The 20,055-nt window shown below is 40.3% G+C and carries 16 protein-coding genes and 2 pseudogenes; 6 read left to right on the top strand and 12 right to left on the bottom strand.

From position 1 onward, the window contains the following. Positions 1 to 74: 74 nt before the first annotated feature. Positions 75 to 2,183, bottom strand: a complete 2,109-nt coding sequence (gene znuD / locus BLP85_RS12130) for a zinc piracy TonB-dependent receptor ZnuD (RefSeq protein ID WP_092820335.1) — start codon at positions 2,181 to 2,183, stop codon at positions 75 to 77. A gap of 129 nt (positions 2,184 to 2,312) precedes the next feature. Further along, positions 2,313 to 2,972: pseudogene (locus BLP85_RS12125) on the bottom strand (IS982 family transposase); the annotation flags it as partial. 434 nt (positions 2,973 to 3,406) lie between these two features. On the opposite strand from BLP85_RS12125, the gene BLP85_RS12120 reads away from it, so the two are divergent. The 5 genes and pseudogenes from BLP85_RS12120 (at position 3,407) to BLP85_RS15085 (ending at position 8,345) form a co-directional block, all read left to right on the top strand. Next, complete coding sequence (locus tag BLP85_RS12120; RefSeq protein WP_092820334.1) at positions 3,407 to 4,753, top strand: O-antigen ligase family protein; 1,347 nt, start codon at positions 3,407 to 3,409, stop codon at positions 4,751 to 4,753. Between the two features lie 75 nt (positions 4,754 to 4,828). Beyond that, positions 4,829 to 6,619 carry an aspartate--tRNA ligase gene (aspS, locus tag BLP85_RS12115; protein WP_092820333.1) on the top strand — a complete coding sequence of 597 codons (1,791 nt, stop codon included), beginning with the start codon at positions 4,829 to 4,831 and terminating at the stop codon, positions 6,617 to 6,619. Between the two features lie 116 nt (positions 6,620 to 6,735). Then, complete coding sequence (locus BLP85_RS12110) at positions 6,736 to 6,957, top strand: hypothetical protein (protein WP_092820332.1); 222 nt, start codon at positions 6,736 to 6,738, stop codon at positions 6,955 to 6,957. A gap of 194 nt (positions 6,958 to 7,151) precedes the next feature. Further along, positions 7,152 to 8,015, top strand: coding sequence for a lysophospholipid acyltransferase family protein (locus tag BLP85_RS12105; protein WP_092820331.1), 864 nt, complete (start codon positions 7,152 to 7,154; stop codon positions 8,013 to 8,015). Between the two features lie 104 nt (positions 8,016 to 8,119). Then, a pseudogene (locus tag BLP85_RS15085) lies at positions 8,120 to 8,345 on the top strand (hypothetical protein). Between the two features lie 96 nt (positions 8,346 to 8,441). Here BLP85_RS15085 and BLP85_RS12095 read toward each other — a convergent pair. Continuing rightward, a complete protein-coding gene (locus BLP85_RS12095) occupies positions 8,442 to 9,212 on the bottom strand; it encodes a glycosyltransferase family 25 protein (protein ID WP_092820330.1) in 771 nt (256 codons plus the stop codon). A gap of 13 nt (positions 9,213 to 9,225) precedes the next feature. Then, entirely contained in the window at positions 9,226 to 9,993 is a 768-nt protein-coding gene (locus tag BLP85_RS12090) for a glycosyltransferase family 25 protein (RefSeq protein ID WP_092820329.1), read from the bottom strand. A gap of 79 nt (positions 9,994 to 10,072) precedes the next feature. Between BLP85_RS12090 and BLP85_RS12085 the strand changes: the two genes are divergently transcribed. Next, positions 10,073 to 10,957, top strand: coding sequence for a glucosamine inositolphosphorylceramide transferase family protein (locus BLP85_RS12085; RefSeq protein WP_409449188.1), 885 nt, complete (start codon positions 10,073 to 10,075; stop codon positions 10,955 to 10,957). Here BLP85_RS12085 and BLP85_RS12080 read toward each other — a convergent pair whose 3' ends face one another. The 8 genes from BLP85_RS12080 to glnE all read right to left on the bottom strand — a co-directional run bounded on the left by BLP85_RS12080 (position 10,958) and on the right by glnE (position 20,053). Beyond that, positions 10,958 to 11,992 carry a glycosyltransferase gene (locus BLP85_RS12080; protein WP_092820327.1) on the bottom strand — a complete coding sequence of 345 codons (1,035 nt, stop codon included), beginning with the start codon at positions 11,990 to 11,992 and terminating at the stop codon, positions 10,958 to 10,960. It abuts the gene before it with no gap. Beyond that, positions 11,989 to 12,768 carry a glycosyltransferase family 2 protein gene (locus tag BLP85_RS12075; protein ID WP_092820326.1) on the bottom strand — a complete coding sequence of 260 codons (780 nt, stop codon included), beginning with the start codon at positions 12,766 to 12,768 and terminating at the stop codon, positions 11,989 to 11,991. Before BLP85_RS12075 ends, BLP85_RS12080 begins: the two co-directional genes overlap by 4 nt. After that, entirely contained in the window at positions 12,762 to 13,517 is a 756-nt protein-coding gene (locus BLP85_RS12070; protein ID WP_213031973.1) for a polysaccharide deacetylase family protein, read from the bottom strand. The genes BLP85_RS12075 and BLP85_RS12070 overlap by 7 nt, the downstream gene beginning before the upstream one ends. Continuing rightward, entirely contained in the window at positions 13,514 to 14,542 is a 1,029-nt protein-coding gene (locus BLP85_RS12065) for a glycosyltransferase family protein (protein WP_092820324.1), read from the bottom strand. The genes BLP85_RS12070 and BLP85_RS12065 overlap by 4 nt, the downstream gene beginning before the upstream one ends. Before the next feature lie 12 nt (positions 14,543 to 14,554). Beyond that, complete coding sequence (locus BLP85_RS12060) at positions 14,555 to 15,433, bottom strand: mitochondrial fission ELM1 family protein (protein ID WP_092820323.1); 879 nt, start codon at positions 15,431 to 15,433, stop codon at positions 14,555 to 14,557. A gap of 40 nt (positions 15,434 to 15,473) precedes the next feature. Further along, entirely contained in the window at positions 15,474 to 16,253 is a 780-nt protein-coding gene (locus BLP85_RS12055; protein ID WP_171259715.1) for a GT-D fold domain-containing glycosyltransferase, read from the bottom strand. A gap of 95 nt (positions 16,254 to 16,348) precedes the next feature. Then, entirely contained in the window at positions 16,349 to 17,275 is a 927-nt protein-coding gene (locus tag BLP85_RS12050; RefSeq protein ID WP_086199767.1) for a branched-chain amino acid transaminase, read from the bottom strand. 18 nt (positions 17,276 to 17,293) lie between these two features. Then, positions 17,294 to 20,053, bottom strand: a complete 2,760-nt coding sequence (gene glnE / locus BLP85_RS12045) for a bifunctional [glutamate--ammonia ligase]-adenylyl-L-tyrosine phosphorylase/[glutamate--ammonia-ligase] adenylyltransferase (RefSeq protein ID WP_092820321.1) — start codon at positions 20,051 to 20,053, stop codon at positions 17,294 to 17,296. Between the last annotated feature and the right edge of the window lie 2 nt (positions 20,054 to 20,055).

The following is a 20,055-nucleotide window of genomic DNA, read 5'->3' as shown; positions in this document are numbered from 1 at the left end:
GTTTTATTGCTTGATTTATCAAGAGGATTTCTGTTTCACCTGCTTGAATCAACCCCTCCCGGGATCACTTTTGTCTAGAAATCGAATTCCAGACCAACAGTAAAGTTGCGTCCCACCTGCGGAATATTCGACAGGAATGAAGCGTGTGAATAGACTTGATCATCCAGCAGGTTATTGGCTTTAAAGTAGACACGGTAATCATTACGATCTTTCATCTGGCCCGCATAAGACAGCCCCAGATTCAGCATGTTGTAGCCGTTGGTTTCCTGTTCATAGCTGGCAATTTTGTCTTGCTTAAAGACATGGTAAAACTCAGCCAGACCGGACCAGTGGTCATCAAAACTTGCATCCACTTTGCTCCCTAGACGGCCTGCCGGAACACGGGGTGCATTTTCACCGTCAATTTTGCCGCGGACATAGTCGCCAAACACACTGAGCTTATACATGTCATTGATCTGATAACCGGCTTGTGCTTCTGTACCATAGAATGTGGCTTTGTCTTGGGTGTAGTTGATACCACGTAAGTTGCCTTGTTCTGCAACCGTAGCCCCATAAATATAATCATTAAACCAGTTATGATAAATATGCACGTGATAGTCGAGTTTATCGCCTTCATAATGCAGGCCCAGTTCCAGATTGTTGGAGCGCTCCTTATCCAGATCGGGATTACCGACTTCATAAGTATTCGTGGCAAAATGCATGCCATCTGCATAGAGTTCCTGAGCGAGCGGTAAACGCTGCTGATGTGAACTCACCAATGACAGTTTATAGTTTGGTGCAAATTCCCAGTTTGCAGCTGCAGAAGCCGATACACCTGTGCCTGAATAATCTTTTTGCTCAGACTCTACTGCAATTTTCTGATGTTCAACACGCGCACCTAGCTCCACATGTACATCACCCAGCTGCTTATGCTCCAAGGCAAACAGACTGTATTTTTCAGTTTTTGTGTTCGGCATCACCACACTTGAACCATGGACATGATGCTCTGCATCATTTTCATCGCCCTCTTCATGTTCGTCATGCTCGGACGCAGCAAGATCAATCTTTTGCTGACTATACTGCGTTCCAATCACGCCTTCCCAGCCAGCGACAGGCACATGTACCAGCTCCAAACGGCCATCATAACCTTTACTCTTGAAGTTACTGATGACTTCACTTTCTTCAAGTTCATCATGCTCATAATCGGTAAAGCTGGCATGGGCACGCAGTTTCTCGAAACCGGCAAAAGGCTGTTCCAGCTCGGTACGCACCTCATAACGCTCAGATTTTAAATCTACCCATGGTCCGCCATGTTCTTCTTCATGTGCTGGTGCATTTGGATCTGGCTCTGGACAACCGTGAAAATGATCGCCATGCAGTACACAACCATGATATTCATGGCTATGCCCCGGCAGACCATATTCATCCTGTCGGTTGCTATAGGATAAACCGACAAAGCCACGATCATGAATCCATGAACCACCAATATTCACGGCCTGGCTTTCAGCAAAAGTATTCGCGACTCGGCGTTCTTTTTCTAATTCCCCTTCATGTTCATGAAAATAATCCGGCGCAAAATAGTCATTGGCTTTACGTTTTGAACCTTCTACACGTAAAGCAAAATTTTCACCAATACCCGCTGTTAAACCAGCACTCGCTAATTTTTCATCACTGCCTGAGTTATAACGTAGGCCTGCTGTGCCTTCTAAGCCATCTTCAGGCATTTGTGTGGGAATCTTTTGATCCGTGACATTGACCAGTCCACCCACTGCTCCAGTGCCATAGAGCAAGGTGGATGGTCCACGAATAATCTCGACCTGTTTTGCCAGAATCGGATCAACAGTGACGGCATGGTCTGGTGAAAGCGTAGAAACATCCGCTGTTTCAGAGGCATGTTGCAAGATTTTCACTCGCGGACCGTCCTGACCACGAATCACCGGCCGGCTGGAACCTGAACCATACTGGTTTGAAGATACCCCCAGCTCACCAGCCAAAGCATCACCAATAGTCGTACCACCTTCGGCAAGCTTTTTATGATCAATCACTTGATCGGCAACTGCAAAATCTGCAGCCGACTGTACCAAGGGATGTGCCTGCAATTTGATGGTGGAGAGTTGTTGAGTTTGACGCTCTTCATCAGCAAAAACAGCAGGTGCAATGACGGCAAAAATAGAAAGTGTAATTAAATTCTTATGAAGAAGCATGGAACGGACTCAAGACTGCAATTTCTGAATATTGTTATAATATAACATTTCATTTTTTTTGCAATAAAACATTTCTTCCACATACTTAGACTAAACTGTAGTGCTTTCCTAATAAAAGCTGAATTCTGTTTAAAACGACAATTCCATAATTTGAATTGCAGGCTTATTTCGATGATTCAATTGGTATGCACATAACGAAGCATAGATTCCACTTAAGAAGCCTGAAATACTCCGGGCTTTACTCGTCACTAAATAGTATTGCCTTTCAATAGGCTAAATAACGTTCCTATTTTATTACACTGTTTTAAGTGATATTTATCTGATACAGACAGTTGAACAGACTTCATGTTCTTTCAATGATAGGTGATTAAATTAATACCTTGATTCTTTAATCTATTTTTTACGTCTTGGCTGATATAGCCATGATCTGCATAGAGTTTTGCTTGTAAACCATTAACGAGCTATTCAACCATGTTAATAGCCACTTTGTATGCCCATTCGATAAAGCTGTACGGACAATCTCGCCTGACTGACTCATGATGACATGCAGCTTACAACCAAAAAACCAGTGCATTGAGCTGTTACCTCGAGATACGATGTTGGTTAATGATCTATGGCGTTGAATCCATTGATTTTTACAGACAGGTAGTGTGGTTGACTCAATCCATAAATATTGGCTCTGTTGCACTTTTATTAAGGTGCGATGTAAAGCATGGAGTGCCAGTTGATGCATATTGATGAGGTGAATCATACGTTGGAACAAGGTACGCTTTTAAATAGATGCTTTTTACTTTATCTCTTGTGGTAGTTGTGATTGGTACAATGCTACAGATTTATAGCGATTATCTACTTAGGAAAATTCTAATATCCAACATTTATGGGAGCTCACTGACCATCCAACCTTATAGATTAGACTAGTTTTTACAGTCTACAGTATCGTCTATATCAAAAATTTATTTACTTTCCCCGTAATCCAATATGATTTAGGCATTTAAAATTTTTACTCCACTATTAAATTCTTTATAGGTATTGTACTTGCAGTACTTTTCAGCACAACCATACCTCATTTATCATAAGCTAAATCATGCTCTACCCTGTATTCCAAAATAAAAAACAACTAATTGAATTAAATAAATTTTTATTAAAAAATCCAAATAAAAAAACAAATGATTGAATTAGATTAGAAAACAGTTAAAATATTTTTTTTTAACTAAAATCATACGATGTTTCACTCTAAATTTTTTGATTCTGAAAATTTTATATATTTTTTCACTACAGCTATTTATTTAATTTTTTTCTTTAATTTAACAATAAATGATGGATCTGACAGATCTTTACTTAAATTTTTTGCATTTTTAGCAATCTTATTTTTTTTTACAAAAAAAATTAAAATTCACACCAACCTATATTTTATTTTAATTACAATTACCCCATTTTTATTTATTAGTTTAAATGAAATTATAATAAATAAAAATATTATTCCCAGCAACCAATTAGCATGGTTTTCGCACACCTCTGAGCTATATAAATTCCAATTTATATACACACTATTTTTTCTTTTTTTACCGGCCCTAATCTTAAATACAAAATTCTGCAGTGAAGTTTTCTTTAAAATAATTAATATCACTGTGCTAATATCAATTCCATTTAATATTTATATAAATTTAAGTTCTAATTTCGATAGAGATTTAATTGCCAAAGAACTTAATCCTGTCATTCTTTATGATTATTCTTTAATAGCTATCAGTTTATTAACATTCTGTTATGGATTCTATAAAAAAAATAAAACAGCGTATATTTTTATATTTTTAAGCTTGATTAATATTTTATTAATTTGTCTTCATGGCACGAGAGGTGCATGGCTAGGTATACCAATTATATTTCTTATAGTTTTTATTATTTTTTACAAGAAAAATTTTTTAAAAATTCTAACAATTTTTGGTGTAAGTTTACTATTAATAGCAATAGTCCTGATGATACCTAACAATCCAATACAAACGAGACTACAAGCACTTAAATCAGATGAGTATAATATTGTACACAATCAGAATTATAATACCAGTGTGGGTACTCGATTATCCCTTTGGGAACTTTCTCTAGAAAAATTCAAAGAAGCCCCGCTTACTGGAATCGGAATTGTACAGTTTAAAGAAGATATATGTGAATTAAACCGACAAGGAAAAATTGGAGAATGTACAATACATGCCCATAATATTTTCTTTCAAATTCTAGCGACACAGGGACTGTTAGGAATTTTAGCTTTATTAACTCTGCTGCTCCTTCCTCTTCAGTTTTTTATACAATCGCTCAGAAAAAATTCGAACAATGAAGAGATAAGACTTCTATGCTGTGCAGGGATTTCTTTTATTGTTTATATCATTATCTGTGGCTTAACTGACTTTTATTTTTATGCTCCACGTCAAACTATACTTTATTATCTTGTAATATTTACTTTAATGTCTCTAATCCTAAAAAATCTCCAACATGAATCCTCAAATCGTTTGCAGAAAGTCAGTGGGGGAGAATTTAACAATGTGAATCCTTGTGAGGAAATTGATAAAGAGGCATAATTCAACACTCGAAAAAAGCGGTACGCTGTTTACGTATACGCTGACCTTAACCCATATAGTTGGATTTTTTACGCTATGATGCGAACTCATTACTGCGGCTCATTAACTGAAGCCCAAATTGACCAAACCGTAACATTATGCGGTTGGGTTCACCGTCGCCGTGACCACGGTGGTGTTATCTTCCTGGACATGCGTGACCGTGACGGTCTGGTTCAGGTGGTTATTGACCCGGATACTCCAGAAGCATTCTCAACTGCTGACAAGGCACGTTCTGAATTCGTATTAAAAATCACAGGTCGTGTACGTCGCCGTTATGAAGGCACAGAAAATGCCAACATGGTGAGTGGTCAAATCGAAGTTTTAGCAAAAGACATCGAAGTTCTTGCTACTTCAGAAACTCCTCCTTTCCCATTGAATGACGAAAACACCAACATTTCTGAAGAAATCCGTTTGAAATATCGCTTTCTAGATATTCGCCGTCCAGAAATGTTAGATCGCCTGCGTTTCCGTTCTAAATTGACAAACCTGATTCGTAACTACTTCGAAGAAAATGGTTTCTTAGACGTTGAAACGCCGATCTTGACCCGTGCGACACCTGAAGGTGCACGTGACTATTTAGTTCCAAGTCGTGTTTCTAACGGTAGCTTCTACGCACTTCCACAATCTCCACAGCTATTCAAGCAGTTGTTGATGGTGGGTGGTATTGATCGTTACTATCAAATTGCGAAATGTTTCCGTGATGAAGACTTACGTGCGGATCGTCAGCCTGAATTCACCCAGATCGACGTTGAAACATCGTTCATGAGTGACGATGATATCATGGATTTAATGGAACGTTTAACGGTCAAGATGTTCGATGAACTTCTGGACGTAAAATTCGACAAATTCCAGCGCATGACCTATGCAGATGCAATGCGTGATTATGCATCTGACAAACCAGACTTGCGTATTCCTTTGAAACTCGTTGACGTTGCAGACATGATGCAAGACGTTGAATTCAAAGTATTCGCAGGTCCTGCCAAAGATCCTAAAGGCCGTATCGTTGCACTTCGCGTACCGGGTGCAGGTTCTCTTCCACGTAGCCAGATCGATGAATACACGAAATTCGTGGGTATCTACGGTGCCAAAGGTTTGGCTTACATTAAAGTCAACGAACTTGAAAAAGGCATTGAAGGCCTTCAATCCCCAATCGTGAAATTTATCGAGCCAATCGTACTTGATCTGTTGAAACGTGTTGGTGCTGAGAATGGCGATATCGTGTTCTTCGGTGCGGACAAAGCCAAAGTTGTAAATGATGCAATGGGCGCTTTGCGTATCAAGATTGGTCATGACATGAACATGGCGACTTGCGAGTGGGCTCCGCTTTGGGTTGTTGACTTCCCGATGTTCGAAGAAACTGATGATGGCAAATGGACTTCTGTTCACCACCCGTTCACACTACCAAAATCAAGTGTAGAAGAAGTGAAGAACAATCCAGGTCAAGCATTGTCTGTGGCTTATGATATGGTATTGAACGGTACTGAAATTGGTGGTGGTTCACTTCGTATCTATACGCTCGAAATGCAAAAAGCGATCTTTGAAGCGCTTGGCATTTCTGAAGAAGAAGCAGAAGAGAAATTCAGCTTCTTGCTCAATGCATTGAAATTCGGTGCACCTCCGCATGGTGGTTTGGCATTCGGTCTGGACCGTCTTGTCATGCTGATGACAGGTTCATCTTCAATCCGTGACGTGATTGCATTCCCGAAAACCAAGACTGCTGAATGTCCGTTGACTCAAGCTCCTGCTCCAGTTGAAGGCAATCAATTACGTGATTTGGGTATTCGCTTACGTGAAAAACCAAAAGCTGAAACTAAACAAGAAGTTTAATGTTTTTCTAGTACAGTGACCAAAACCCTGCTCAGGCAGGGTTTTTTATTAAATTGAGATTGGTTTCTGGTAATGGCATAATAATGCTGTTTTTCTATTATTGAGTTAAGCAAGCTATGGCTATGCGTCCCGCTATTCGTAATCGTGGCATTATGTTGATTGTGTTTTCTGTTGTGCAGTGGCTATTTATGCGTTATATCCTGGCCAATGGCTTATTTAACATGGATACCAATGAACGCATTCTTTATTTTTGTGTAAGTAGTCTAGGTGGGGCCTTGCTTATTTTTGTCGGCTTGATTTATATGGTTTTAAAAGGCAATGCCGATAAACCTCAATAACTTATTTTATTAATCCACTGAATACCACCATGAACTTCAGTGGTTTCTGTAATTTGTGTTTTCTTTATTTTGTTCTCAAGACTTTTAACTCCTACTCTGTAGTTTAGAAACGGCGCAGCATCATTGATGCGATAAAACTCTTTCCAAAATTTTCTTTTCATTCTCTATTTTTGGTTTTTTAGAGTTGCGCTGTCATGTATTTTCTATTTAAAGTTGTTGCCCTGCTGCCACTTTCGGTTTTGCAATTCATTGCTTTTTGGATCGCCCTTCTCCTTAATAGTCATAATTCCTCTATGAAGCGGATTACGCGGATCAATCTACAATTGGCTTATCCAGAATTGAACGCATCACAACAAAAAACTCTGATCAGAAAAAGCTTAATTAGCCAATGTATGACTTATGTGGAATCCATTAAATGCTGGGGTATGTCGCCTGAATATAGTTTGAATCAGCTAAAAAATATTTATGGTGAACAGCACCTTACTCAAGCCTTAGCCAATAGCAAAGGCGTAATTGTGGTGGTTGCCCATTTTGGCTGTTGGGAACTTTTAAATGCATGGCTGAATCTGCATACTTCTCCCATGATTATGTATAAACCCAACAAAAACAAAGCTGTGAATCGTTTTATGTGGGAAGCAAGACAACGATTAAATGCAACTCTCGTCCCGACAGATGAAAATGGTGTGCGTGCAATCTTTAAGCACCTCAAGCAAGGTGGACTGACAGTCATTTTGCCAGATCATCTTCCTAAAGCATCCGGTGGTATCTATTCAAACTTCTTTAGGCAAAATACCTTATCGACGACACTGGTGTCAAAACTGGCCAATAAAACTCAATGCAATATCATTGGGCTTAGTTGTATACGGGATGAAATTTCCGGTTTCAGTGTCCACTGTTCAGTTTTGACAGATGACATCTTGTCGAATGATTTACAGACTTCAGTTGATAGCCTTAATCAAAATCTTGAAAGCATGATTAATGTTGCGCCTGAGCAATATGTTTGGTCTTATAAACGGTTTAGAAACTGTTATGGAAACGTCAATCCTTATAAAATTTAAACGTGTATTTCTCTTTACATTAAATTAGATGATTAGACCACTATAATGGAATAAATTGAGATTAGTAATCACTAATAACATTCTAGGATTGAGTTAAGCAAGCTATGACTATGCATCCCGCTGTTCGTAATCGTGGTATTATGTTGATTGCATTTTCTATCGTAAAATAGCTTTTCATGCGGTACATTTTGGCGAATAATTTTTTTTGCGCTCGCCAAAGAGCGTATTCTATATTTTTGCGTAAGTAGCATTGCTGGTGCTTTCGTAATTTTTGTTGGCTTGATTTATATGATCTTGAAAGCTATTAAAAAGCGGAAAACTGAACCTTGATTAAATTTTAAAAACCAATCAATTTTCTAATTTTGATCAGTTTTTTGCAACTACTTTTACTTTATAAAACATTAAATTTAATTCATTACTAACTACTTAATAATATGTAGAATTAGTTTTTTTTAATATAAATTTTATTAATGAATCAAGAAATTTATTTAATTTATTCTTTTTAAATTTTGGTTTAAAACCTTTAAACAATCGTTCAGACTCTAAAGAGCTTTGATACAAATAATTTCCGGTTATTTCTGGATGCTCAAATAAATGTGTTGCATAAAAATTATAATTTTTACTTAAATACCTTAACCCTCCCCAGTGATCATAGATATGAGGAATTTCATGATAATCAACTAATAACTTTGCCATTGACTTATCAACAATATAAGCGCAAGCATATGAAAATTTTGAGATATAATAAGGATGCAATTTCAAAATGTGTTTTCCACATATTAATTTTTCTAATTTAATCCCTCTAACTTGATTGTTTATTTTCAATTGAATACCACAAAGACTGAATAAGAAGCATTCGGATAGATTTAGTTTTTCTATCTGTTCTTCCAAAGAATTCAAATCAAAATGATTTATTTGAATTATGTCATCTTCAATTATCAATGCATATTTTTCGTTCGAATTTATAAAATCTCTCAAGGATTTAACATGTGATAAAGTACATCCAAGCTCGCCAGGACTTAAAGGTTCTATTTGCCTTGCAACACCCATCTTGTAATATTCTAATATTGGTAAATCAATTCCGCGTACTCCTACTTTTGTAAATTCATCTTTATAGCTTTTAAAAATACTTTGTTCAAAAAGATTATTTAAACGCTGGCTATCAACAGTTTCAATACTAATTAAATACTTTTTCATTTATTTACAAATTTTATTTAGGGTATTTTTTATAGAAAAATTTTAATAAATTATATCTTAGACTAGTTCCATAACGACTTACCAACACATCCGAGCTGTTCATCCTTACCCTTTCCTGTTCAATTGAGCTAAGCTGTGAGTTCTGCTCCCCTGCAGTAATGATTGGGTGATCGACAATTGCTGTCATCCAAATTGAGGCTGATTCATTGAAATCAGTTAAATATCGCCAGTCATCTGCAGCTCGTAAAGGACGATGATAATCAATCAATGTCTGTGCAATTTCCCGATCAACAATATAGGCAACAGCATAACAAATTCGCTGATAAAAATCTGGCGATACTTTTAAAATTTTCTGAGATAAAAACTCTTGATCTAAAATATCTCCGCGAACTTTTTGACATTCTTTCATACGAATGCCCCCTATACTGAACAAAGTATTTTTAGGTAAGTTCAGCGAAGTTAATTCTGCTGATAATTTTTCAATCGTTAAATCATACGGAAGAATAGCATCATCTTCCATTACTAAAGCATATTGATCATCTGTTGTTAAAAATTCTTTTAATGCTGCTAAATGTGAAAGGGTACAGCCCACCATACTCGGTGAAAGAGGTTTAGATCGACCTTTAACACCCAACTCAAAATATTCTTTTGCAGAAAGATCCCCGCCCTTAATCCCAATTTTAGTCACACGTACTTGACCCTTTTCAAAAAAATCTTGAGCTAAAAATTTCTTTAACCGGGGTGATTTTTCATCTTCAATACTTATGACAAAAATTTTCATTGCAGCCTACCTTTTCGCACTCATTGAATGATATCTAATGTAGAATTGGATAGATAGTCTTATATATTCTCTTGCTTTGATGATGCGTACAATATTAAAAAAATGGTATAAATTTCAACAAAACCAACAACTCAAAAAGTTTGATTCTCATTGGTACATGCGCTTTGGCTGGCTTGATCAACCCTTAAAAAGCCAAGAGCAGTTACATGGTTTATTTGAAATCCATTCACCTGAAAAATTCACCTTTGCAGACTGTTTTTATGTACAGGAAAATAATCGTCATTATATCTTCTTTGAAGAAGTGAATGATATCCATCCTGTTGGTTTTCTATCCGTATTGGAAATTTTCAAAGATGGATGCTATACAGAACCACAGACCATTTTAAAACTGGATTATCACCTGTCTTATCCATGCGTATTTAAGGTCGAAAATGACTGGTATATGATTCCTGAAACCAGTGCCAATAAAACCATCGAACTGTGGAAATGTACCGAGTTTCCTTTGAAATGGGAAAAACATTCCAATATTTTAGAAGGGATTGATGCCGTCGATAGCACACCTTTTTACCATGAAGGCATGTGGTACCTGTTTACCTCAACACGCAGAAACTGTAAAAAGTTTGGGGACCGTTTAGACCTGTTCTTTACCGAAAATATTCTCAACCCAGACTGGCAAGAACACCCGCAAAACCCGGTGTGCAAAGGCCAGCAACAGTTTCGCATGGCAGGCAAGCCTTTTATTTACAACGCCAAACTGGTTCGCCCAAGCCAGGATTCGCTCAAACGCTATGGTGGCAACATTGAACTGAAAGAAATTATTCAACTGAGCCCGACGGTTTATCAAGAGCAACTTTTAGAAGTGGTTTTGCCAGACTGGAAGAGCGAGGATGATGGCTGCCACACCATTAATGTCGAAAATAACTTTGTGGTCCTGGATGCCATTCGTTTATCCGCTAAACAATAATCAAGCCTTCAGCAAATGCTCATAAATATTGAGCGTTTGCTGTGTCATTGCAGCCACCGTCAATTCTGCTTTGGCTTTGGCAAATAAAGGCTGAAAATCATGTTGGGCATGTGCATTTAACGCATTTTGAATGGCCTGTTGTAATCCCTGTACGTCGCCAATGTCAGCCAGATAGGCTTCAGGCAACCATTCAATCACCCCATTGACCTTCGTTGCAGCCATGGCTTTATCGGCTTGCAAGGCTTCTACCATGACCAAGGGAAAGCCTTCCCTGTCGGATGAAAGCACCACGACATCGGCCAACTGCACCAGGTCACGTGCATCGGTTCGAAAGCCTAAAAATGCAACCCGGTTTTGCATATTCAAGTCTATAACTTGCTGTTCAAGTGTCTGCCGTAATGAACCATCGCCAACGATATACACGTTGGCATCAACATCCTGCATGGCCTGAATCAATAATGCAATATTTTTGACGGGTTCTAAACGGCCAATGCACATCACATTTTTTTTACCCGCATCCAAGCCAGGAAACTGCTGATCAATGTCTGTTTTTAATGCCTGCTTTTGTGCATCTGTCAGGCTGGGCTGCACATATACGCCATTATAAACAATATGCGCTTTTTCTGGAGGAATGCCTTTGGTCAGCGCTTTGCTGACTGCAATCACTGCATCTCCCACCAGATAAGCAGATTTATTCTTTTTCGTACCGTGAACCGTCGTTACCACTTTGACTGGTTTCAGCCAGCTCTTAATTTTAGAAACCAGTTCAGCCGCCTTGCCTGCCTGGGCATGCACAATGTCCGGCTGAAGTTGATTGATTAAGCTTTTCAACTGCCAGAGCAGGAAAATATTCCAGCGGCTACGGGCAAAATCTAGCGGATGAAAATGCACATGCTCATTAAACTTTTCTGCATAACACGGATGCGCAATCATATGCACCTCATGCTGCAATGACATTTCATTGACCAGGTTAAACGTATGCTGTTCTAAGCCACCGACACCGCCACTGGTCGCCAGAACCTGAACAATCTTCATGTCTTGTCCTGTTTATTCTTGGACGCATTTTGATACTGTTCAAACAGCTTGGCTTCTTTCAAAAAAGCATAAAATGCATTGATCATGCTATTCACAAAACCGCGCCAGCCATTCAGGCAACTCCGGCGGATAAAATAGGATTTTAAAAAAGTCACAGGCATGACCAGACTCAATTTTAACAAGCTTGGCTTTTTGCCTTTTTGAAATTTTTCAGCAGCTTTCAAATTGGAATACTGGTTGTTTTTTTCAACTTTAACAAAGATGCTAGATTCGCCATAATGGTAAATATCGCCTTCAGCACGGACACTCTGACCATCCACAATCACATTTTCATGGACTTTATTTTCCAGGTCGTAATGTCCTTTGCTTTTGCGAAAAAAGCGCACTTTGGCATGCTTTTTCGTGTGCTTGCTGTTCGGCACGCCCAAGAAGACATCATTAATAGGTGTAATTAAGGCATCAATCTGACTGGCCTGAATGGACTGTTCAATTTCTTTTTTCAACTCGGGTGACAAAACTTCATCGCCATCCAGGTTCAGCACCCAATCATATTGACACTGTGCCAGAGCCAGGCTTTTTTGTCCGGCATAACCCTGCCAGTCTTGGTGCGAAATACGCACATTAGGAAATGACTGGGCAATAGCATAAGTAGTATCGGTACTGCCCGAATCCAGAATAATCACTTCAGCAAAATCACGCACACTGTTTAAAGTAGCTTCAAGCCATGCGCCGCAATTTAAAGTGACGATATAAACACTACATGGAATACTCATAATTTATAACGTCCTTTGGCTAAGGCAATACGCATTTGCAAGGCATTCATGGCCCCGTGTGTACTGACACGAGGAATATTAAATTGATTTTCTGCGGTATAGGCTTCGATTTTTTTACGGGTAGATACTGCATTTTTAAAGCCAATTTCTTTGGCCATTTGCTGATGCTTTTCATTAAAACGGCCAAAGGGATAAGCAAAACTTGGACAGCGCCCCACCAGCTTTTCGACATCCTGTTTGGAAGCCTGCATTTCTGCAAAAGCTTGTTCATCGGACAGTTTCAGCAAATTGACATGATGCTGTGTATGCGCACCAAACTCGATAACACCCGAATCAGACATTTCTCGAATCTGTTCTGGACTGAGCTTTTCAATGCCTTCAATTTGTGTCGCCAGGAAAATGGTCGCCTTGGCATGATATTTTTTCAGCAAAGGATAGGCATATTGATAATTATCTAAAAAACCATCATCAAAGGATAATGCCACGATATTCTTTTGCCCTTGAAACTGGTCCAGTTCCGAAACAAAACAGAAGGTAGACTGCTTTTTCGTTAGATATTGCAGCAGTTGCTCAAACTTGGCCGGTGGCATATTCATGCCAGAAGCTTCTGCATGTGGCGTCACCTGGTGCAGCATGACTATTCTTGGCAAACTGGCACGACGAAATGGCAGCCAAAAGGTATAATTTCCCAATAGATATAAAACCGCCGCAAAGGCGACGAGACCCAGAACCACATACAGTAACCACATTATGCATATACCTCATGCGACCATTCATAAGCTTCAGTCAAAGGCTGATCAAAAGTCACTTCCAGCATAAACTGGGTAATTCGTTGCGCATTAAAACTATTGCGTGTTTTTTGCCAACCCGCTTCCGCTATACGTTTTGCCTGAGCAGGATGCTCTGCATAAAACTTGATTTTTTCAGCCAGATCAAACTGGTCATCAAAGTAAACGATTTCTTGATCAGTATAAAGTTTGTCGAAGCCCGGAATTCGTGGGCTAAATGTTAACAAACCATTGCCTGTGAGCTGCACAATCCGGTCCGAACTATAAAGCGTGACATCATTTTTACGTGAATAATTCAGTCCCATACGCGATTCAGACAATACTTTGTAATAGCCTTTCCCATACACGCCCGGCTGTTCAAAACAGCCATAATACTGATATTGAATATGATTATTCTTTAAAGTGTCAGCCAAATCTTTAAGGAATTTTTCACGTTCCGGCTCTTTATACACCACGCCACAGAAAATAAATTCCTTATCAATATTGCTTGATTCAAACTGTTTTAATTGTTCTACATTACGATGTCCCACATTGGGCATATAAACCACTTTTAAATGCGGCTGCTTGAGTTTTTTCAGATACTCACCACCCGTGGTGCAGAAAATAGCATCTAGATAGGGTGAAAATTCACGTACAAAACTGAGTTTCTGTTCCAGATACAGGGGGTCAACATACCAGAAAGCTATTTTGGTTTGAGGATAACGCTGCTTGATTTCTTTGAGCACATTTGGACTCATCAAGTCACTATGTCCCACCAAAACCAGGTCCGGTTCAATATTATCCACAATTTTTAGAATTTCTTTATTGGCCCAGTTCGCACCGAGTTTTTTGGTTTTGAACACTGTCCCCATACGCGCCATATCGCGAAAACTGAAATCATAAACAAAATGACCATTTTCAATTAATCCCGCTGAAATTTTGCGGTCTGTACAGTAAAAATGCGCGCCTTGTTTATTAAAGCCAAAATTCGCAATATGTAAAATTTTCATGAAGAAACAACTCTATGTTTTCAATAATATATCAGCAACTCGGGTTGCTTCATTCAGTTTTAAATTCAATAGATTGTGATGTGGTTTATCTGACGATGTCGATAAAAGCTGATCCAACAACGTGGTAATTCTATCAGATTTCAAACGGTCTATCGTAATTATCCCTACCTTACAACCGGCTGTTAAAGCCTCGAAAATCATGGAAACACTGTCTTCCGTGACCCAAACTGCTTCTGCTTGTTGCATCTGTTCAAAGATCCAGCCTTGCGGCGTGTCTTCCACCGGGAAAATCTGTAGCTGGCTTGCATAAGGCTGAGCTGATAAATGTCCAAGAAATTCTTTGGGGGTACGACGTGAAGTGGTTAAAATAATTTCAGCTTGTGGATGGTGCTGCACAATATTCTGAATCGCCTCTAGTACCTTCTTCTCATTCCACTGATGACGTTTGGATGAGCCACCTAAAGCAACCAAGGTCCGATTGGCTTGATGGCGCTGTTCATTGACAATCGGGTTTAAAGCGCCTTGGGTGGTAATGACATGCGTGGATTCAGGTACGCCATCATGTTCAGGAATGATGGCATGGTCAAACCAGGCAAACGGAAAATTCGGCTTCATTAAAATAACCGTTTTCGCCTGCGGATATACTTTCCCCAGCAGCAAAACCCGTGATTGGGTATGACTGCCCACGCCAAAAATATAATCCGGCTTTTTTTCAAACAGTGCCAATTCACGGCTCAACATGCCTTTTAACAGCGTGAAAACTGGCAATTGCTGAATGGAGATTTCCTGAAAGGTCACTTCGATATTGCTTATGCGTTGCATGGCTTTATATAAACCGACTGCTTGCGAACGGTGTCCCGCTTTACCATCACTGACGTAGACAATATGCATAGAGAAAAATCCTCATAAATGCTGCTTGAATGGCTGGCAATCAGCCTGCTTTCTGCTGAAAAGCCGCATCGTATGAACTAGTGATGTGACCAATATCCAATGCTTGATAGCCAAGATCGGAAAAACGTTTGGCTAAAACCGTTCCAGTAGGGCCTAAAGCAATCAAAATCAAGCAGTTCTGCTCAGCAGTATTTTTTTGCACCTCTGCAATAATCCGCTCTGCATCAGCATAAGCATTGGTTGCTTTCGAATAAATTATTTGACGGGCTGAAACATTATTAAACAGCGTATGCTCTAAATTTAGTTTAGAACCCTCACCTGTAATCAAAACAGTTTTACGATTCTGCCAAATTGATTTCCATGCCTGTACTGCCTGTTCGGGATACATGATGAAAAAATCAGGACGTGTCACCATAGAGTGTCCGTATGAATGTTCAAAGCTCAGCTTTTGTTTTAAGTCTTTCCAGCGTACATACCAAAATTTTAACCACCAATTGGCTTCATCATCGTCGCAAGCTGTCAGCATGGTCGGCAAACATACCAACAGTTTTTCATCTTGGTTTTTTAAGATATTTTCCAATTCTAATGCAAGTTCAGGACTACTTTTCTGAAAATCAATATCATCTCCATCCATTAAGGTAATTTCACCATCTCCAAAACGCGCCAGTGATTTTCCTTGAGCAACCAGCTGTAAAGTTTCCGGCATTGAATACAGCAATTTTTCTTCAAAATATTGCAAATCTGACTGATTTTCAGCAAGCCAGCGCTTTTTATTAAGTTTATACATTCTTTTTTTCATGCGTAGTTTAAATCTACGCATAGCCGACTCAAATGTCATTCAACACCTGTACAATATCTATTAAATACAAAAAAAGGCGAAACTTTCGTTCCGCCTCCTCATCTTAACCGATCAACTTATTTTACGTAAGTTAACCAGTGTGCATATTTAGGATCTTTACCCTGAACTGCATCGAAGAATGCTTTCTGGATTTTTGTCGTAATTGGACCACGACAGCCTTCACCAATGATACGGTCATCATATTCACGGATTGGAGTCACTTCAGCGGCAGTACCGGTGAAGAAGGCTTCATCACCAATATAGAATTCGTCACGTGTAATACGGCGTTCAACCACTTCATAACCCAAGTCTTTGGCAATGGTAATGATGGTTTGACGGGTAATACCGTCTAAAGCACCGCCAGCGATATCAGGGGTATGCAATACGCCATCTTTCACCAGGAATACGTTTTCGCCAGAACCCTGACATACATAACCTTGCGGGTCCATCAACATCGCTTCGTCATAACCCGAATGTGCCACTTCCTGATGCGCAAGAATAGACAAGGTATAGTTACCAGACGCTTTTGCCTTACACATGGTCACGTTTGGATGGTGGTGGGTGAAGGATGAAGTTTTCACGCGAATGCCTTTCGCCATTGCTTCTTCACCCAGGTAAGCCCCCCAGCCCCATGCCGCTACAGTGGCATGAATGGTATTATTGGTTGCAGCAATACCGAGTTTTTCCGAACCGATAAAGATAATTGGGCGCAAATAGCATGAAGCTAATTTATTTTCACGTACTACATCAATTTGAGCCTGCTCAAGTGCTGCCTGATCAAATGGAACTTTCATTTGATAGATTTTTGCAGAGTTAAGCAAACGTTTTGTATGATCTTGGAGACGGAAAATCGCGGTACCATTTGGTGTTTCATAAGCACGGACACCCTCAAAGACACCCATACTGTAGTGCAATGTATGAGTTAGGACGTGGATTTTCGCCTCACGCCAGTCAACCATTTGTCCATCTTGCCAGATAAAACCATCACGATCAGCCAAATTCATGGCACACACTCCAAATTTTTATACACAGTCATTTCTATCCAACGCAAAAGTTGCAGTTGGATCAATTAATCTTTGCCATAACTTGCAAACGGCCTCTCGGGTATCGTACCAGTCGTCAGCTGAAACTTGCATGGATTGATTTGCAAGGGCTAAACGGTGGCTCTCGGCTCGTTCACGGAGATAAGCTTGAATCAATGCTGTCGCATCGGCGCTGGATAAGCGATCCGTTTTTGCGGCATCCTCAAGGATTCGTACGTTGTCGGAGTAATGGGCGAGATCAGGATTCGACCCACTCCATGCTAATACCGCATACTGTGCCATAAATTCGATATCAACGATACCACCTGCATCCTGTTTTAAATGAAAAATCCCATCTTTTTGCTGCTCTTTGGAAGAACCCAGATGATCTTTCATCTTCTGGCGCATTTTCAGTACTTCTGCACGAACATTCGCCTCATCCCGCGGTTGAGTCAAAATACGGCAGCGTAAATCTTCAAATTTTTCTCGCAGTGAAACTTCACCTGCAATGGATCTAGCCCGGACCAGAGCCTGATGTTCCCACACCCACGCACTTTTTAATTGATATTGTTCAAAGGCTTTCAGGCTAGTCACCAACAGTCCCGCCTCACCTGATGGACGTAAGCGGGTATCAATTTCATAGACGCGCCCATCTAGGGTTTGGGTGGTCATCAGCGACATGAATTTCTGTGCCACGCGCATGGCAAACTCAAAACCGCTAATCGGTTTGATCCCATCGGTATCGCCCTGTTCACTGATATAGTGAATAAAGACCAGATCCAGATCTGAACCATAACCCAGTTCAATTCCGCCCACTTTCCCATAACCAATCACGGTAAAAGCAGTATGATCCAGCGTACAGCGCTGACCTTCGGCATCCAAGGGAAAACCATGCTTTTTCGCCACAATCTGATAAGCCAGATTGAGCGTGGCATTCACTGAAACTTCTGCAATATCGGTTAAGGCATCGGAGACTTTCATCAGTGGACTTTCCGCCAGAACATCACTGGCCGCCACAGCCAATACATTGGATTTCTTGAATAAACGCAGCACGCGCATCTGATCTTCCACCTGATCAATCTCGATGCGTAACAGTTGCTGACGCAGTGAATCTTCCAGATCCTGACGTTTCGGCAATTCAAAATCCATCGATAAAAACTCATCCAGCAGTACCGGATAATGCGTCAGCTCCTCGCAAATCCATGGACTCACCGTGGCCATCTTCACAAGACGCTGCAACGCACCTTTGCTTTCAATCAGCATCACCAGATATACGGTACGGCGCAGGACCGATTCGACCAAAGGCATCAAGCGCAACAGCGCCACTTGCGGTTTATCAGACTGCAAAATCGCTTCAATCAGGTGTGGCCAAAAAGTTTTCAGGCGCTGTACCGCTTTGGCTGGCAATTTTTTCAGCGCATGTCCATACCAGAACTCATGTACCAGATTTTTGGCATCTTCATCCAGCACCTCATTCAGCTGTTTTTCTAGCTGGGTAAAACTTTCCACCAGTGGATCAGGCTCTTTTTCTTTAATTAAATGCTCAAACTGGTAGATGACCTTGGCACGTTTTTGATTCAGTACTTCTAAAAATTGCTCCCAACTGTCAAAACCCAGCGTTTCAATCATGCGATTTCTTAAATCAGGCTCAACCGGTAAAGATTGGGTTTGCTGATCATTTAAAGCCTGAATGGCATGTTCAATGCGGCGCAGGAACAAATAGGCATCTTCCAGTTCAAGTACGGCATTTTGCTCTAGAAGCCCGACTTCTCCCAGATGATGCAGGCTGACCAGACACTGGCGGTCCTGCAGTTCAAGTTTTGAGCCGCCATAAATCAATTGAAAGACTTGAACGATGAATTCGACTTCACGAATACCGCCTGCACCGAGCTTGATATCATCTTCAATATTGCGGCGCTGTACTTCGCGTTCAATCATGGCCTTCATTTCACGCATGGCTTCAAAGGCGGTGTAATCGACATATTTGCGAAATACAAAAGGACGGGTCATTTCCAATAACTCATCCCCTTCTTTTCCACCCGTTACAATGCGGGCTTTAATCCAGGCATAACGTTCCCATTCACGGCCATGCTGGCTTAAATATTTTTCCAGGGCCACATGACTAATCGCCAAAGCTGAACCATCACCCCAGGGACGCAGGCGCATATCAACACGGAATACAAAACCGTCTGCGGTAATATGATCAAGCAGATAAATCAGTTTCTGCCCCCACAGAATACAGAACTGCTGTACATCAATACATTTGCGACCATTGGTTTCGCCCTGTTCATCAAAGGCAAAAATAAGATCAATATCACTTGAAAGGTTAAGTTCTTGCGCCCCAAGTTTGCCCATGGCCACCACAATTAAATCCTGCACGGCACCACCGTAGCCAATCGGCTCACCATGCTTGGCCAGCAAAGGTGCAAGGGCAAAATCTTTAGCAGCACAAATGGCAGCATCGGCAAAATCGGAAAGCTCGCGTGTCAGGGTAACCACATCCGTCAATCGATTGGCATCCTGCCAGATCCAGCGGAACATCAAGCGCGCGCGCAGCACACGAAGAGCATGCATCCAAGTGCTTTCATCTGTAATCTGCTCTAGCGTGTCATGAACAAAATTCTGGATTTGCAGGGGGGTTAAAGGAAGGAGAAATTGATCAATTGCATAATCTTGTTCTAGTAAAGCGCTGTGTTTTCCCAACACCTGTTCTGCATATTGGCTCGCACGCAATGTGTTCTGCAATTGTTCCGCATTCATTT

It is taken from the genome of Acinetobacter kookii, assembly GCF_900096895.1.
Lineage (GTDB): Bacteria > Pseudomonadota > Gammaproteobacteria > Pseudomonadales > Moraxellaceae > Acinetobacter > Acinetobacter kookii.
This window is presented reverse-complemented; position numbering and strand designations above follow the sequence as displayed.